The organism is Pseudoalteromonas sp. XMcav2-N (assembly GCF_024124545.1).
Classification (GTDB): domain Bacteria; phylum Pseudomonadota; class Gammaproteobacteria; order Enterobacterales; family Alteromonadaceae; genus Pseudoalteromonas.
Window position 1 is genome coordinate 336,223 of record NZ_JAMXSF010000003.1, and the last position, 17,009, is coordinate 353,231.

Genomic DNA, 17,009 nt, shown 5'->3' on the forward strand with positions numbered 1-17,009 from the left:
TTCTTGCCTCACAATGATTAGGCCATTAATGAAGCGACTTGGTATCAATTTCAAATCTGGGATAAAAAAATACCCCAGCAAAGCCGGGGTATTTTAACGGGTTATTTTCTATTTGGAAGTGTCACAGTTGTGACTCAACAACATCAGTTCACGCAATGCCACTGAGAACTTCGCAAAGTCATGACTTTGCGACGTTTTAAACTCAGCCAGCATCTGCTGCCAGCGTAGCAATAAGGTAGACTGATTTTCCATCCACTGATTGATCAGTGAATCAACATCGTGGTCATCGCCCTCAAAGCTGTTCAATACAACTTCAGACAATGCACGTTGTTGCCAGTCCAGCTCTTCACGGTAAGAGGCGCGTGCAAGCGCCTGCCAGTGGTTTGCAACAGGTTGTGCAGTGATCTGATCCAGGAACCAGTGCAGACCCATATTCGCACCCAGTTTGAAGTATGTGTTAGACACCACATCAATCGCGCGACCTGAGTTTGCAGCTACTTCTGCCAGGTCCATGACTGAGAACAAGCTAGACAGAGAAACAATGCGCATAGCGATTTGCTCTGGTACACCTTGTGCGATAAGTGCATCGGCTTTTTCAGCCAAACGTGCACTTTCTTCTTCAACCATGTAGTTGTTCAGGTTGTTGCTTAGATCTGCAAAGGTCGGCGCAAAGAACGCGATGGTTTCTTCAATTGTCATACCTTTGTTACGGTGACGCAAGAACCAACGTGTGGTACGACGTACAGTGCGGCGTAGCTGATACAGCATTTCAGTCTGAACAGCCGAAGGAATATGGTTATCCAGTGCTGCGATTGACTGCCAGGTATCCTTCATTTCAAAAATTTCGCTGGCAATTGAATAGCACAGCGCAATTTCTGCTTCCGTTGCACCTGTTTCTTCGTGCATACGGATCATGAAGTTCAGACCCATATCATTAACGATGTTATTGGCCAGTTTAGTCGCAATAATTTCTTTACGCAGTGGGTGGTTATCCATCGCCGCGTTAAAGCGCTCACGCAGAGGCACCGGGAATGAATTCACTAACAGCTGACGGTAGTATGGATTCTCCGAAATCTCATCAACAACCAGTGATTCTTTCAACACCATCTTAGAGTAAGAAACCAATACAGACAGCTCTGGACGAGTCAGGTCAGAACCTGCCGCAGCACGCTCAGCCAGCTCTTCATCGGTCGGCAGGAACTCGATGGTACGGTCCAGCTTGCCCTCTTTTTCCAGCGCATGAATAAAGCGGATCTTCTCTTTCAGTGTTGCCGGGCCTTTCGACTTAGTGATAGACAAGGTATGTGTTTGACGGTAACAGTCAGCCAGTACCAGTTCAGACACTTCGTCCGTCATAGCATACAGCAGTTCATCACGCTGCTTCTTAGTCAGATCACCCTCAGCAACCAGACCGTTCAACAGGATCTTGATGTTTACTTCGTTATCCGAGCACGCCACGCCACCTACGTTATCAATGAAATCGGTGTTTATGCGTCCGCCTTTCTCGGCAAACTCGATACGACCCAGTTGCGTTGCACCCAGGTTACCACCTTCACCGAAGATCTTAGCACCCAGTTCTGACCCATCGATACGTAGACCGTCGTTCGCACGGTCGCCTACATCTGCATTGGATTCAGGTTTAGCTTTAATATATGTTCCGATACCGCCGTTCCATAACAGATCAGCCGGCATTTTAAGTAGGGCTTTTATCAGCTCGTTTGGTGTCATGCTGACTTTTTTGGTGCCCAGCATCTTTTTCATTTCAGCCGTCAGGTTAATTGACTTGGCCGCACGAGAGAATACACCGCCCCCTTCCGAGATCAGCTCTTTGTTATAATCTTCCCAGCTTGAGCGAGGCAGATTAAACAAGCGTTCACGCTCTACATAAGAGCTTGCTGCATCCGGGTTCGGGTCGATGAAAATGTGCATGTGGTTAAAGGCTGCCTGCAGGCGAATGTGCTTAGACAGCAACATACCATTACCAAATACGTCACCACCCATGTCACCGATACCTACCGCGGTGAAATCTGTAGTCTGACAGTCGATGTCCATTTCACGGAAATGACGTTTAACAGATTCCCAGGCACCTTTCGCTGTGATACCCATTTTCTTGTGGTCATAACCAATTGAACCACCAGAGGCAAATGCATCACCCAACCAGAAGTTGTATTCTTCAGCAATGCCATTGGCAATATCAGAGAAAGTAGCTGTGCCTTTGTCTGCGGCAACAACCAGATACGGGTCATCTTCGTCATGACGTACGACGTCTACCGGCGGTACTATCTCACCATGACTGATGTTATCTGTGATATCTAACAAGCCACGGATAAACATCTTGTAGCATTCCTGGCCTTCTTTAAAGAAGCCTTCGCGGTCATTAGGCAGTTGCTTACATACAAATCCACCTTTTGAGCCAACAGGTACAATTACTGTGTTTTTAACCTGCTGCGCTTTAACCAGACCCAGAACTTCAGTTCGGAAGTCTTCACGACGGTCAGACCAGCGAAGACCACCACGAGCCACTTTACCACCACGCAGGTGAACACCTTCTACGCGCGGTGAATAGACGAAGATTTCAAACGCTGGTAACGGCAGTGGCATTTCTGGAATGGCACGAGGATTAATCTTAAATGAAATATATGACTTGTTTGTGCCGTCCGCTTCTTTTTGATAGAAGTTAGTGCGCAGTGTTGCGTTGATCATGTCAACGTACATGCGAATGATACGGTCATCATCCAGGTTCGCAACGTTTTCAAGTTCCAGATAGATTTTCTCAATCAGCTTGTCCAGCGTTTTCTGTGCCGCTTTCTTTGCAGGAGAGAATTTCTTCACAAACAGCTCTACAATTTGTGCTGCAATGTGTGGATAGTGCTCAAAGGTATTTTCGATATAAGATTGCGAGAATGTCACACCGATCTGACGCATATACTTAGCATACGCACGCAAAATAGACGCTTCACGACCGGTCATGCCACCCAGCAATACCATGCGGTTGAAACCATCGCTTTCCAGACGGTTATTCCACACGTTAGTCAATGCGGCGCGAAAACGTGCTGAAACTTTATCGAAATCAGCAATGCCTTTGGAGTCGATCATCATGGAGAAATCCATGATCCAGTTTACCTGACCATCGCTGCTCTTGATTGCATAAGGTGTTTCACCAATGACGCGCAGGCCAAAGTTTTCCAACATAGGCATAACATCGGAAAGGTGAATTGGTACATCTTTATGGAACAGGCTCAGGCGTACGATTTCACTGTTAGCTTCTTCCTGAGGACGATAGAAAAGCATTTCCAGCTTTTTCTCATCGCTCAGCTGCTCCAGCTTCTCAATGTCGACCACAGCGGCACTAGGTAAAACCTGATCTTTGTATGAGTGTGGGAACGCGTTAGCATATTTGCGGTTTAGCTCGTTACCACGGGTTTCACCATTGCTGCCAAGCAATGCAGATTGTAGTTTATCTTCCCAAGTGCGAGCGGCTTCTGCCAGATTGTTTTCGATGTCTTTCACGTTGTACTTAATACTGTTATCTGCCACACGCACGATGTAATGCGTTCTCGCCAGTGTGGACTCTGAGAAAAAGGTCGTAAACTCAACTTTTTCATTGGACTTAAATGCATCTGCCAATAACTGTTGAGTTTCACGACGTAGTGCCGTGTTATAGCGCTCACGTGGTACATAGACCATACATGAGAAGAAACGTCCGTATACATCACGGCGGACGAACAGACGACACATGTCGCGTTCCTGAATTTGCAAAACACCTGTCGCAACTTCTAGTAGCTCGGCTTCGCGGGCCTGCACGAGTTCATCACGCGGGTACGTTTCCAGCAAGTTCAGTACCGCCTTGTAAGCGTGCGTCCCTTCTGCAAAGTCACACTGCTCCATAATGCGTTGGATTTTGCTCTTAAGGACGGGGACATCTGCCGCACTATTGTTATAAAAACTTGATGAGAACAAACCAATGAAGCGGTCTTCACCGATCACATTGCCCTGCTCGTCAAAACGCTTAATACCGACATAATCAATGTAAGCTGGACGATGAACACGAGACAATGAATTAGTCTTAGTTAAAATCAGCAGATTCTTACTGCGCGCCTCTTTACGCGCAACTTCTGGCAATTCTGAAAGCAGACGGCCACCATCATGGCTTGAGTTTTTCATCAAACCAAGGCTGGTGTCTGGCACTGCCCGTAATTCGTGATCCCCTTGTACAGGCACCAAGTCATATTGACGATAGCCCATAAAGGTGAAGTTATCTGAAGATAGCCATTCAAGGAACTCAACCGCTTCATCGACTTCTGCCTGAGAGCAGTCATGGTGACGCGTTGGGATTTCTTTACTGACTGCAACCAGCTTGTCGCGGATTGGCTTCCAGTCTTCAACGGCCACAGACACGTCTTTTAATACTGATTCCAGTTCCTCGGTGAACTCTTTGATTACCTTAGCATCGGTCTGACGATCAATCTCAATGAAAAACACCGTCTTGGTCGACGATGATTCTTGATCTGCTTTTAAATTTGATAGTGCAGTGATCTTGTTATTACTGTCGCGCTTGATTTTAAGCGGGCTATGTAACAGTAAGTGAGACACGATGTTTTTACGGCTAAGCGCCATGCGCACAGAATCAACCAAAAACGGCATGTCTTTCGCGATGATCTCTACGATCGTGTGAGAGGATTGCCAGCCATCTTTGGCGACTTCAGGGTTGAAAACGCGAATAACCGCATCGTCAGAGGCATTCTTTTCAAGAGAATTCCAAAGACTCAATGCGGCTCCGTATAAGTCACTGTCGTTACGATGTGCCAAGTCCTCTTTAGACATATTGCTGTACAAGGCTTTGGCAAAAGTTTCAACGAGCGACACGTTTTCGGCATGAACTTTTTTGTGGATCAGCTTGGTGACGTTATCCAGGATAACCGATGCTGGACCTTCATTTTGTGTCATTATGTGTTCCTTAATCTATACCACCTTTGAACGGTAGATTATTTGTACAGCCATTTATTAGCGTGGAGTCATGTGAATTTTAACCTTTCTGGCGCTAATAAAAAGCCTTTTCGACGAAAACATTATAGCCTTTTCAGCCGGTTGGTCAGATATTCACTAAATATAGATATAAATGGCCGAAACCGACCATTTATAAGCACTTTTATTCACACTTTTTTTTCTGGTCTGTCCAGATTAAGGTTCCTATTGCAGGTAATAACAAAACCGCACCCAACATATTAACCAGGAACATAAAGGTTAATAATATCCCCATATCCGCCTGGAACTTGAGCGCCGAGAAAATCCAGGTGCTGACACCTATCGCTAATGTGATCCCAGTGAACAAGACTGCACTACCTCTTTCAGCCAGTGCATTACGATACGCATGTGGAAGTGGCATGCCCTGTTTGAGTTGTGTCATCATAGAAGACAGGATATAGATACCATAGTCGACACCAATACCCACGCCCAAAGCAATTACTGGTAAGGTAGATACAGTCAGGCCAATTTCGAGTTTGACCATCAATGCTTGTGCCAGAGTCGATACTATATACAGAGGCAATACAACGGCGATAGTCGCGCGTATACTTCTGAAGCTAATCAGACATAGTATAATCACTGCACCATACACGTAAATCATCATAGGCAGCTGCGCCTCCGATACTGACTCGTTCGTTGCAGCCATTACACCTATGGGACCAGACGCAAGTTTAAATTGCACTGTATCTGTGCCCTCTTCCTTAGCAAAAGCTTTGATCTGAGACACCACATTATCTATGGTCTGGGCCTTGTGATCGGCCATGAATATGATGATAGGCATCACAGAGCAATCACCATTTAGCAGACCGGTACTCGTTTCTACACGAGACGTAGCCTGTACCAGAGATGCACTGTTACGTGGCAGAGTTTGCCATTTCAGATTACCCTCGTTATAGCCCGCGTTGACAGACTGCGCGACTGAGCTCAAAGACACAGCTGACTGAACGCCCGGTAAGTTTTCCACACGCCATTGGAAACGACTGATCCTATCCATTGTATCATGCTCAGTACAAGCCGCAGGATAAGCCTCTACCAGTACTTTAAGGATGTCAGATGAAATTGCGTAGCGATCAGAGATCAGGAAAGTATCCTGATTGTAACGTGCATCCTCATGCAGCGCTGGTGCACCGGCATGTAGATCACCGATTTGCATATGCTGAGATTGCCAGTAGCCCAGACCAAATAGCACCGCACTCACCAGTAAAATAACACGTGCAACTCGTTTGTCAGTGGTTTTAACTAAGGCTTCACGCAACGCCGTAAATAACCTGTGGCTCAGAGAGTTACCATCATCGACACGGTGAATTTTGCTGGAATTGTAGTAAGACGCCAGAATTGGTAGTAATATCAGGTTAGTGAAAATAATCACAGCCACACCTAAACTCGCGGTGATCGCCAATTCACGAATGATGCCGATATCGATGGCAAGCAAGGTCAAAAAGCCCACTGTATCTGATAGTAAAGCGATACCACCCGGGATTAACAAGGCTTTGAAGCTCGCTTCTGCGGCCACTTTACTGCTCACGCCTTCCGCCACTTTTTTACCAATCGCGTTGATCATTTGCACACCATGGCTCACACCAATTGCAAAGACAAGGAAAGGCACCAGGATAGACATGGGATCTAAACCAAACCCTAGTATAGTGAGCAGGCCCATTTGCCATACCACGGCAATCAAGGAGCACATAATAGGCAAGAGCGTTAACTTGAAGCTCTTACAGAATAGCCACACCATCACAAAGGTAAACAAAATCGCTACCGCAAAAAACAGCACAACGCCTTTTGCACCATCTGCGATATCGCCAGCCATCTTGGCAAAGCCGATAATATGGATAGAGACTTTATCTGTGCTCAGTGGCGCACGAATTTCACTTTCCAGTTTTTTAGCAAATGCCAATGTATCGAGCTTTTCCTGCGTTTGTGGGTCAATTTCCATTAACTGAGCAGTCACCATTGCACAGGAGTAGTCGCTGGCCACCATGCGCCCCACGACTTTGGCTTTTTCTATATTTTGTTTAACAACTGCGAGTCCGGCCTCGTCCGCCGTAAAATTAGCCGGAATGATAGGGCCACCGGCAAATCCATCTTCCACGACCTCAACAAAACGCGCGCTCGGTGCAAAAATCGAGTTCACCAGAGGACGGTTTACACCGGGAATAAAGTAAAGTTGGTCATGAACGGCTTTTAACTGGGAAAAAAATTCGGGGTTAAAGATATCACCGTCTGCGTCACACACTGAAATAAGGATACTGTTCGCACCGCCAAATTGCTTTTCATGCTTGAGGTATACTTTCATGTACTCATGATTTAACGGAATGTTTTTATTAAAAGATGCATCGAGCTGGATGTGGGTTGTGCGGTAACCCAAAAACAAAGTGGCCACAATGAACATAAAGATCATCGCAACTCTGTGTCTGAACACGACATACACAAGTTGGTTTAACAATGACTGCATTAGTGTTTAGCCTCTACTATCTGGATCCCTTGTTCAGTCGCCAGGACCAGTTTTCCATTGAATACAACGCCGGCCATAATGGATTTGCCATTTTTCAGCTGCTTACTGGATAACCCGTCTTCGGTTCGGTTGAAAATCACACCGCTGTTTGCAAAGAGGTACTGCTGCTTATCAACTGACAGAACTTGATTAATGGTTGCGGTTTTACTGAGTGCCAAGCGATTGAACGAGGAGAGCTCTGAGTCGGATATAAATGCATTTCCACGCAGACCGGCTGTGAGTATACGGCCATCAGACGTTTTATTTACTGAAAACAGTGAGCCTGCGTAAAAACTTGGCATTCTAAGCCAGCTTTTTCCGGCGTCCTTACTGACAGCAAACAGGCCCATTTCTCCGGCCAGATAATAGTCTGTGCCATCAATCAAAAGAGAATTAAAATGTGGCAGTATGAACGCAGTTTCGTCTTCATAGGCGGCGGGGTCTTCTTCTTTTAGTTCGGCTAGATAATCAATATCATCCGGGTGGACGAAGGTATCAATAAAGCGCTTTTGCCAGTTTTTTCCACCGTCTGTGGTTTCGTACATCATGCCATAAGCACCCACAGCATAGCCAACTTGCTCGTTAGCAAAGGTAATATCCAGACAGGGCTTTTCGATGTCAGGTAAATGTTGCTGGATCTGCCAGCTCTGACCACTGTCCTCAGTGCTCAGAATTGTAGCGTCATGGCCACATGCCCAGCCTTTGCTTTCACTTACAAAAGTCACTGCCGTTAATAAGCTTTGTACAGGAACCTGGGCTTGTTGCCAATTACTCCCATCGCTGCTTGTAACGATCGTGCCATATTTGCCAACCGCAACGAGCCGGGAGCCTGTAAAACTAATATCTGTCAGTAATGTACGTTGTGGATGTGCCACCATTAGTGCATCAGAAGCTGCGACTACTGCATCACTTTGCATTGCCAAAACAGCAATCGTGGTTGCGACTAACTTCTTAATCATGATGAATACTCGAAAATTATTGTGAGAGAGAATAGGAAGTGCAATTCAGGAGTCACTACCGTGACTCCTGAGGAGTTGCGCATTGCCAGCACTAGCCGGCAGTTACGCTTATCGTCTGCCCTCGCGGCGTAAAGCGCTTTGTGTGAACTCATTGTCCTGGAAAGACTGACTGAAATCATACATGCTTTCTTCATTATCCAGGCCAATTGCCAGATAACGACGAGAGTTGAGATCGTGATACACGTCTAACGTACTCCAGTGTGTCGGCACTTCATAGTAGTTCAAACCATGTGCCATCGCGACGCGGTACATTTGGTCACGGTTGTCGTACAGGTCAGCAACATGGATTTGCCAGCTGTCTTCATCAATGTAGAAAACACGCTTCTTATAAATATGGCGAGTACCTTCTTTCAGGTTTGCTTCAACCACCCAGACACGGTGTTTTTCATAACGAACGTGCTCAGGATTTACGTGACCTGCCATCAGAATATCATCATACTTGAGCTTATCACTGTGAAGTTTGTAGCTGTTATATGGAATATAAAGTTCCTGCTTTCCTTTCAATGTCCAGTTGTAACGGTTAGGTGAACCGTTGAACATATCGAAATCGTCTGTCGTACGCAGACTGTCTGACGCAGTTCCCGGTGCATCATATGCTACATTCGGTGCACGACGCACCCGACGTTGACCTGCGTTATATGTCCAAGCCTGACGAGGTGTCAGGATTTGGTCCATTGTTTCATGTACCAACAAAGCAGTCCCAGCAAGGTTCGCAGGCTCAGTTACTTTTTGTTTAAACTTAAACAGGACATTAGACTCTTTCAGTTCTTCAGGCGTAACTTCAGGGCTAGAGTACTTAACCAACAGTTTTTCATCAAAGCCGATGATGTTGTATGAGCCCGATGCAGTTGGCATTGCCTGCCCGCCGAAACGTGCAATAGACAAACCGCGATAGCGAAGCAAGTGATTCCAGATAGCTTCTAAGCCATTCTTAGGGATCGGGAACGGGATACCAATTGCAGTATCTTTAATACCGTTACCGTCTTCAATTAGCTGTGCTGTAGATGCATACTTTTTGGTTGCATCGTACACTAACTGCGGATATGCAGCACTGCGTCGAGTCGGGTAGATATGCATTTTGAACGTATCGGGATAAGTCTCGAACAAGGCAACCTGACCAGGGCTCAACTTATCTTTGTACTTGTCCAGATTAGTTTTATCAATCGTGAACAAGATTTTGTCATCTGCGAAGGGGTCTGGGTGGTGCATACCCACTTTATACTCTGCAGGTGGCTTAGTAATACCACCTGTCCAGGCAGGGATACTGCCGTCGGCATTACCCGCTTTCTCTGCGCCGATTGGCGTCAGGTCGGCGCCCAGGCGCGCAATTTCTTCTGGGGTCATTTTTGCAAATGCCCCCGGTGCTGCCATCATTGTTATAATTGTTGCAGCAAGCATAGTAGGTTTTCTAAACATATTGAAAGCCCTTAGATTGAATACTTAATATTAAATGAAACAAAGTCACGGTCTGAGAATGTGTTAGTCTTACCACCACCCCAGAATGCGTTATAACCAAAGTCAAATGACCAGGCATTTTGATAACTGAAGTTAAGCGTCATGCCCACAGATTTACGGTCTTCAACAAACAGGAACATTGGGTCTGGCGTGATACCATTAACATCATGTGAAAACACAATGCGCGGTGACATATTGACGCCGGCAAACAGGTTGTTGTACTCGCCTTTAGCAATAAGTCGATAACCCCAGGCAGATGCGGTTGGGAAAGGATTAACCTCAGGGCCATTTGAAATAGCCTTGTGGAGCAAGTCGTACTCGTAGTCATTTACCCCTTCAATTGTACCACTTCGGCCAGTTCCGGCTACGTTCAAACGTAACTCATCATAACTAGGCATGTCTTTGATGGTGACGCCACCCACTTCACCAACTAACGCCCAACTGTCGGCTCCCAGTGACGGGCCAAACAAATGCGTTGCAGTAAATTGCAGCTGCATGGTGTCTTTCAGGACATAACCTTGTGCAATTTCACCCGGCTTAACAAAAGCGACATCATCGCCTTTACTCAACTGAGATAGACCTGCAACGTCGGTACGAATGCCAGCCAATGCAAGCTGCTCCAACATACCTGCATACAGCAGTTCTACGTCATCGATTTGAAGTGGTTCGTCCTGGCGATATGAAAACTCACCAGAAAACGCTGTCTCGCCGATGGCGGTATTAAAGCTCAAACCATATAGTTTGATATCTTCAGGATATTCGATCAAACCCTGGGTAAAGGCATTCAGGTTAGTGAAATTCTCAGCATCCAGTGTGTTGTTTTTGATGTAGTCAAGATCTGCAGCAATTGACTCGGCGCGGAAGTCAGACGCTTTACCAGAAATCAGCGGTCGGCGGGCGTGATAATTAATGTAGTAAAGTGCAAATTCAGTATCATTTAGTTCAGGTGCAAACACGCCTAAACGAATACCAAACTGACCGCTGTCTTTTGGCTCTTTCTTACCATTATGACCTTTGCCCTTTAGAGCTACTTTGGTTGGATAAGCCAGATACATAGACGTTAACTGAGAAATTGCTTCTTCACTTTTCAGTACGTTTTCGTCAGTTACATCCAAACCTTGAGCAGCTAATGCCCCCATCCAGTTCGTATGCAGATTGTTAAGCGCTTCCGTCAGGTGAGCCAAATCTATATCAGGGTTAGCGGTAAAGCCGAGCTGAATATTCTGGTTATAACCGTTTTCTGACGCGAAGTCGTTAGTAGAGAAATAACTCCCTGTCGCAGGAAGGCGAGTCTCGTGCCATTCGTACTGATAAAAAGCTTCAAGCGTCACATTGTCTGTTAAACCAAGAGAGGCCCAAAACATACCAACAGGAATGAAGGCTTCTTTAAGTTCAGCCCCGGGCGCTTTCAGACGGTCAATGTCCACCGGGTTTACGTTGATACCATGGCTGATCAGCGTACTTTCACCCCAGTTGACAACCTGCCGACCAAGTCTGACAGATAATGGGTTTTGACCACCATTAAGATCAAAATCAGCCCAAACGAACGCATCTAACAAGCGTAAATCTGAACATACCTGCTCCTTAGTATCGTCGTCTGCACAGGGATCCACTTTTTGACCTGACACAGGGTTAGTGTAAGCAAAGTCACCATCTTCCATTGCAAAATCTTTGAAATACATGAAGCGAGAGAAGAAACCGTAGTTGTCCTTCGTAATGCCAAATTCATGTGTTCCTTTTAGCAACTGAGAAAATGTGTCGCCCGAGTCAAAGTTTAAATTACCGGCATCACCATTGTTTGAGTATGCACCCTGCTGCGACCAGATCTGAGAAGATGAATAGATGGTGTTGCCTAACGAAGCATTATAACCTGTCCAGTTATAGCGAGGGTGATTACTTTTACCAATATGGTCAAAGTCGCGGTCTTCTACACGAATACTCTGGCCATAAGAAAACGTAGAATCAAAGGTTACATCAAAATCACCAACTTGGAACGTGGCGGCTTGCGCAGCAGTGCCAGCGACACCAAGACATGCAGCACTGAGGCCCAACATGATCTTGTTCTTCACAAAGCGCGATGTTTTTATCATTATTTCTCCCCCCTTTGGCGGGTAATTCTTATCAAGTTATTGTTTTTTGTTGTCGTAACGATAGAAGCGATAGCTTTAAATTACAAATAATACGCGTCTGATCGGTGCATTTTTATCTCATTGGAGCGCATTTCACTCATGGTAAGACGTCCTACCAGAGTAGTTATAACACGTAATTTAAGTTTAAAACAAACCGATTTAACAAAAATACTTTATGTCTCGTCGCATAATTGTCATCAAACTACTTTTTCTAACGCTACGAAGCGGTTATTTTCATCAAGCAACAAACGAAAGCGCCCACGGACTCCCAAACTTGAGACATGCCGCCGGATATGATGAGCGGGAAAGCGGATCCGCTTCCCACCATCCTCAACGACCTGTATAAACTCAACATGTCCATGGTAATACGCCATGCACTGTTCATGGCTCAAATCCATGTAAAAGTAATACTCATGCATTTTGTGGATAAAAACCTTTACATATCACAACTAAAAGCGCTGTTAGTTCAACGCTTTATCGATTTTTTCGTACAAATCATCACTCAGTTCAGGCAATCGCGCTAATTTCTCTAACTGTGCCCTCATCAGAGCCTGACGAGTCTCGTCAAAGCGTTTGAAAGACAGCAAAGGTGTAATGATCCTGGCAGCATTTTGCGGGTTAACCTGATTTAGCTCTGCGATCAATTCGCCCAGTAGCGCATAGCCTCGACCATCCTCCCGATGGAAGTGGCGCGGATTTGTGCGAGTAAATGCACCTATCAGTGCACGTACCCGGTTTGGATTCGCTTTGTCAAAACAGGGATGGGTATAAAGTGACAAAATGTTGTCTATACAGTGCTCATCGCGTCGGCTTGCCTGCAACGCAAACCATTTGTCCATTACCAACAGGTCTGACTGCCATTGCTTGTCAAAATCGTCCAACAACAACTGCGTCAGCACGTGCTGGGCATTCACAGCAGCCCTGAGCGCACCCAGTTTCAAAGTCATATTGTGGCTTTCACTTTGTGCCTGTATCCAGCCTTGGATCTGCGAGTCCGATACCTGAGCAAGATAAAACAGGCATTTGTTTTTCATTGTGCGAATTGCCACAGCCTTAGCATCAAGGCTGCCATCGTCCTGGAGCTGCGAATAGGTTGCACACCAGGCTGACTTAAGTTGTTCTGCTATTTGGTACTCTACCGTAGAAATAGCCTGCTCCAGCTGTGCGACTGGAACCGGAGTATAGTCCGCACTGAGCGCATCAAACCCGGGGACGGTAAATAGCTCAGCTAAAATTGATAAATCACCGCTGAGATCGTCAAGTAACATGTTTAGTGCCTGCGTCAAACATTCGGGCAACTGATACTCGGAAAATGTCTGGGTGTTTACCAGAGTCTTAATTTCCGCTTTGTAAAGTTGCTGAATGGCTTCCCAACGCGCGTAATCACTGCTTGCATACTTGGCAATGTGGAGCAATTGATGTTGCTGATAATCGTAACTCAATGAACAAGGTGCGGAGAACCCTTCAAGTAACACAATCACAGGCTCGCTTTCGAGTCCACAGAATACAAAGCTTTGTTGCTTCTCGGTCAGCTCCAGGACTTTACCCTGCTTGGCAATCGACTCAGGCACCTTAATGACCTGCCCTTGCTTATCAAGCAGCTCTATTGCAACTGGAATATGCAGTGAGGCTTCTACCGGGTCGTTATCTGCATGGCTTTGCGCCAGATGTAGGGTAAACTCCCCTTGTTGATCGTCAAAACTCGTGCGAGCGCTGACCTTTGGCGTACCAACCTGGTTATACCAGAGTTTAAACTGGCTTAAATCTTTACCATTGGCATCACTCATGGCGGCTACAAAGTCATCACAGGTCACAGCCTGCCCATCGTGGCGCTCAAAATAGAGCTTCATTCCCTTTTGGAAACCAGTTTCACCCAAGATAGTATGCATCATTCGGATCACTTCAGCGCCTTTGTTATATACAGTGACCGTATAGAAGTTGTTCATCTCGATTACTTGTTGTGGCCTGATTGGGTGCGCCATAGGCCCGGCGTCTTCAGCAAACTGATGTGTACGGACCGTATTGACGGCATCTATCCGGTTCAGTGCGCGAGAGCCCAGGTCACTACTGAATTCCTGATCACGAAATACCGTGAGACCCTCTTTTAGGCTCAGCTGAAACCAATCGCGACAGGTCACGCGGTTGCCAGTCCAGTTGTGAAAATACTCATGTCCGACGATCGACTCTATGATATGGAAATCCCGATCCGTTGCCGTTTCCTGGTTTGCCAGTACACAGGCGCTGTTGAAAACATTCAGACCTTTGTTCTCCATCGCGCCCATATTGAAAAAGTCGACCGCCACTATCATATAAATGTCGAGGTCGTATTCCAGGTCAAAGCGTTGTTCGTCCCAGGCCATGGCCTTTTTCAGAGAGGTCATTGCATGAGGTGCTTTGCTCAGGTTTCCTTTATCAACAAACAGCTGTAAATCAACTTTACGCCCCGTTCGTGTTTCAAATTGATCCGTCAGTACATCGAAATCCCCTGCCACCAAAGCAAAAAGATAAGAAGGCTTTTTAAAGGGATCTTCCCAGCAAACATAATGGCGACCGTCTGATAATTCACCACTGTCGACCTTATTGCCATTGGATAAAAGGTACGGCATTTGTTTAGGGCCGATTATCTTCACTTGGTAGGTCGTCAGTACGTCTGGACGATCCAGGAAGTAAGTTATCTTGCGAAAACCTTCTGCCTCGCATTGCGTGCAATACGCGCCATCTGACAGGTACAATCCTTCAAGTGATGTGTTTGTCCCTGGAGAGATAGTGTTCACAATTTCAATTTCAGCGCGCTCACCCAGTCCGAATAACTCCAGGCCAGTATCATGTAACCTATAATTGGTGTGCACTTGTCCGTTTACATGCACTGATTTCAGTGTCAATTCAATGCCATCGAGCATAACAGAGTTGACGTCGCCCTGTGCCGTTAATATAAACCGAGCAGTTACCTTAGTGTGCTGCGGATCCAGTTCAAAGGTTAGGGAGAGGTTTTCAACTGCATGTGTGGGCGGCTGATAATCATGCAGGTATTTGGCCTGAGGTTTTGAGGTCATGACAATTCCTATTATCAATTTACAGTTGCTGCAGTGCGTGTGGCACGACTAAGCAAAATGAAAAAATGAGTACAAATCAATATCTTTATTGTAGAACGGCCTGCGCTGAGGGCAAAGGGATTTATGAATTGCAGACGTGCAAAAACGCCTCAAATTAAGTGAGGCGTTTTTCTTAACGTTGCGTATTGCTAATTACGATGCGTTAGCTGGAGTCTCAGCCTGTTGCATTGCCTTTGGCTTAATTTTCAAAATCTTAATACCCAGGTATGCATAGACTATTGCCAGGAATGGGTTGATCAAGTTGAAGAACGCATAAACGGCATAATCCAGAGGGTTAATCAACAGCACACTTTGCATATAAGCACCACAGGTATTCCACGGGATAAGTGGACTTGTGATCGTGCCACCATCTTCAAGCGTTCTGGACAGGTTGACACTGCGCAGGCCCCGCTGCTTGTATTCTTCTTTAAACATGCGTCCCGGGACTACGATTGCAATGTATTGGTCAGCTGCCACCAGGTTGGTACCAAAACAAGTGGCGACGGTTGAAGCGATTAATGAGCCTGTGCTTTTTGCAACCTTAAGGATACTCTTAACAAACAACTCAAGTAACCCTGTTTTCTCCATGATAGCGCCAAACATCAAAGCCGTCATGACGAGCCAGGTTGTCGTCAACATGCTTGACATGCCTCCGCCACTAAGCAGATCATCCATTTTAGCATTGCCTGTTTCCAGGCTGAATCCATCAAAGAAGGTAGCCCAAACCAGTTTGAAGTGACTGACCAACACACCTTCATCCGGGTTGACCTGACTCGCTATTAAGTCCCCCTGAAATAACAACGCCCAGATTGCACCAATCACAGCCCCGATAGAGATGGCAGGAAAGGCTGGCATTTTTTTAATCGCCAGAGCAAGTAGAATGATCAAGGGTACCAGGTTCACCAAACCAATATTAAAGTTGGTTTCCAGAATCGTAGCAATTTCGTCGATTTTGCCGGATTCGCTCGATACATCGGCATTGAAACCCATTACGATGAAGATAATCAGGGCAATGACAAAGCTTGGTACTGTCGTCCACAACATATGCTGAATATGTTCGAACAGATCACTTCCGGCTACCGCGGGCGCCAGATTGGTAGTTTCTGAGAGCGGTGATAATTTGTCGCCGAAATAAGCACCTGAGATCACCGCACCAGCGGTAACTACCGGGTCAAGCCCTAAGCCGTTGGCCACACCGAGTAATGCCACACCTATGGTTGCAGCTGTGGTCCAGGAACTGCCAATACTCATGGCCACAATGCCACAGATCAAACAACCAGCAGCGTAAAACCAGGAGGGGTGGATTATTTGCAAACCATAGTAGATCAAGGTTGGTACCGTACCAGACAGCAACCAGGTGCCAATTAATGCACCTACCATGAGTAGAATCAGAATTGCACCTAAAGAGATGGTGATCCCTTTAATCATTGCCTCTTCGAGTGTTTTCCAGGTAAAGCCGTTCTTCAGCCCAATCAGCGCAGCTGTAAAGGTAGCAAATAGCAGGGCTATCTGGTTCGGCCCCGAAGAAGAATTATCACCGTACAGGTACACAGCCGCACCTAACAGGCTGACCAATACCACAATCGGAATAAAGGCATCCAGATAGGATGCTTGTTTTTGTTGTCTCAAACCAGAATACTCCTTCGCACTTAATGGAGTGCTTTATTATTATCTCTGTCGGGTCAGTTCAATGTTAAGCACAACACATGAATCTGCGCCCAAGACAGCGCCAGGCATATTCCTGCCTGACTATTTTTAATATTGCAGCTGACAATAATAACAAATTTCCCACGCA

Annotated in this window: 8 protein-coding genes; all 8 read right to left on the reverse strand. The window is 46.0% G+C overall.

Annotation, left to right across the window (positions count from 1 at the left end; all coding sequences use genetic code 11):
- Positions 1–108 precede the first annotated feature (108 nt).
- Positions 109–4,947, reverse strand: coding sequence for an NAD-glutamate dehydrogenase (locus NH568_RS06055; RefSeq protein WP_253045614.1), 4,839 nt, complete (start codon positions 4,945–4,947; stop codon positions 109–111).
- Between the two features lie 202 nt (positions 4,948–5,149).
- Positions 5,150–7,480, reverse strand: a complete 2,331-nt coding sequence (locus NH568_RS06060) for an MMPL family transporter (protein ID WP_253045615.1) — start codon at positions 7,478–7,480, stop codon at positions 5,150–5,152.
- The gene (locus tag NH568_RS06065) at positions 7,480–8,478 is read right to left on the reverse strand and encodes a YCF48-related protein (RefSeq protein WP_253045617.1); all 999 of its coding nucleotides are present in this window, start codon (positions 8,476–8,478) and stop codon (positions 7,480–7,482) included. Before NH568_RS06065 ends, NH568_RS06060 begins: the two co-directional genes overlap by 1 nt.
- 108 nt (positions 8,479–8,586) lie before the next feature.
- On the reverse strand, positions 8,587–9,954 hold the full coding sequence (locus NH568_RS06070) for a DUF1329 domain-containing protein (RefSeq protein ID WP_253045619.1): 1,368 nt from the start codon (positions 9,952–9,954) through the stop codon (positions 8,587–8,589).
- Positions 9,955–9,965: 11 nt separating this feature from the next.
- Positions 9,966–12,083, reverse strand: coding sequence for a DUF1302 domain-containing protein (locus tag NH568_RS06075; RefSeq protein WP_253045621.1), 2,118 nt, complete (start codon positions 12,081–12,083; stop codon positions 9,966–9,968).
- A gap of 236 nt (positions 12,084–12,319) precedes the next feature.
- On the reverse strand, positions 12,320–12,541 hold the full coding sequence (locus tag NH568_RS06080; protein WP_082353332.1) for a DUF2835 domain-containing protein: 222 nt from the start codon (positions 12,539–12,541) through the stop codon (positions 12,320–12,322).
- A 42-nt stretch (positions 12,542–12,583) separates the two neighbouring features.
- On the reverse strand, positions 12,584–15,175 hold the full coding sequence (gene pepN / locus NH568_RS06085) for an aminopeptidase N (RefSeq protein ID WP_253045623.1): 2,592 nt from the start codon (positions 15,173–15,175) through the stop codon (positions 12,584–12,586).
- Positions 15,176–15,367: 192 nt separating this feature from the next.
- Complete coding sequence (nhaC, locus tag NH568_RS06090) at positions 15,368–16,843, reverse strand: Na+/H+ antiporter NhaC (RefSeq protein ID WP_253045627.1); 1,476 nt, start codon at positions 16,841–16,843, stop codon at positions 15,368–15,370.
- Positions 16,844–17,009 lie beyond the last annotated feature (166 nt).

What these genes read in the sequence shown, in the direction of transcription:
- NH568_RS06060 (WP_253045615.1), bottom strand. Translation starts at nt 7,480, where the DNA reads ATGCAGTCATTGTTAAACCAACTTGTGTATGTCGTGTTCAGACACAGA.
- NH568_RS06070 (WP_253045619.1), bottom strand. Translation starts at nt 9,954, where the DNA reads ATGTTTAGAAAACCTACTATGCTTGCTGCAACAATTATAACAATGATG.
- NH568_RS06065 (WP_253045617.1), bottom strand. Translation starts at nt 8,478, where the DNA reads ATGATTAAGAAGTTAGTCGCAACCACGATTGCTGTTTTGGCAATGCAA.
- NH568_RS06075 (WP_253045621.1), bottom strand. Translation starts at nt 12,083, where the DNA reads ATGATAAAAACATCGCGCTTTGTGAAGAACAAGATCATGTTGGGCCTC.
- pepN (WP_253045623.1), bottom strand. Translation starts at nt 15,175, where the DNA reads ATGACCTCAAAACCTCAGGCCAAATACCTGCATGATTATCAGCCGCCC.
- NH568_RS06055 (WP_253045614.1), bottom strand. Translation starts at nt 4,947, where the DNA reads ATGACACAAAATGAAGGTCCAGCATCGGTTATCCTGGATAACGTCACC.
- NH568_RS06080 (WP_082353332.1), bottom strand. Translation starts at nt 12,541, where the DNA reads ATGCATGAGTATTACTTTTACATGGATTTGAGCCATGAACAGTGCATG.